Here is a 242-nt window from a genome sequence, read left to right on the forward strand (position 1 = left end):
GGGGGAAGCGGATCGAGTGCGCGCAATGCGGTGAGGATGGCGACCAGGTTGCCCTTGCAGTCGGATGATCCGCGGCCGAACCAGCGGCCGTCACGTTCGGTCAGCGAAAATGGGGCACTGTCCCACAGTTCCTCGGGACCCGCCGGCTGCACATCGTGATGCGAGTAGAGCAGGACCGTCGGCGCACCGGCGGGGCCGGGCACGAACCCCAGGATCGTCTGGCTCCCGTCGACGGTGTCCAT

1 protein-coding gene is annotated in these 242 nt (G+C 67.8%); it reads right to left on the reverse strand.

The annotated features are described in order from the left end of the window. Positions 1 to 242: M20/M25/M40 family metallo-hydrolase (locus SB754_RS22510; protein ID WP_410784495.1), on the reverse strand; the 242-nt coding region annotated here is incomplete at both ends.

The organism is Leifsonia sp. SIMBA_070 (genome assembly GCF_046534635.1).
In the GTDB taxonomy this organism is placed as follows: Bacteria; Actinomycetota; Actinomycetes; order Actinomycetales; family Microbacteriaceae; genus Leifsonia.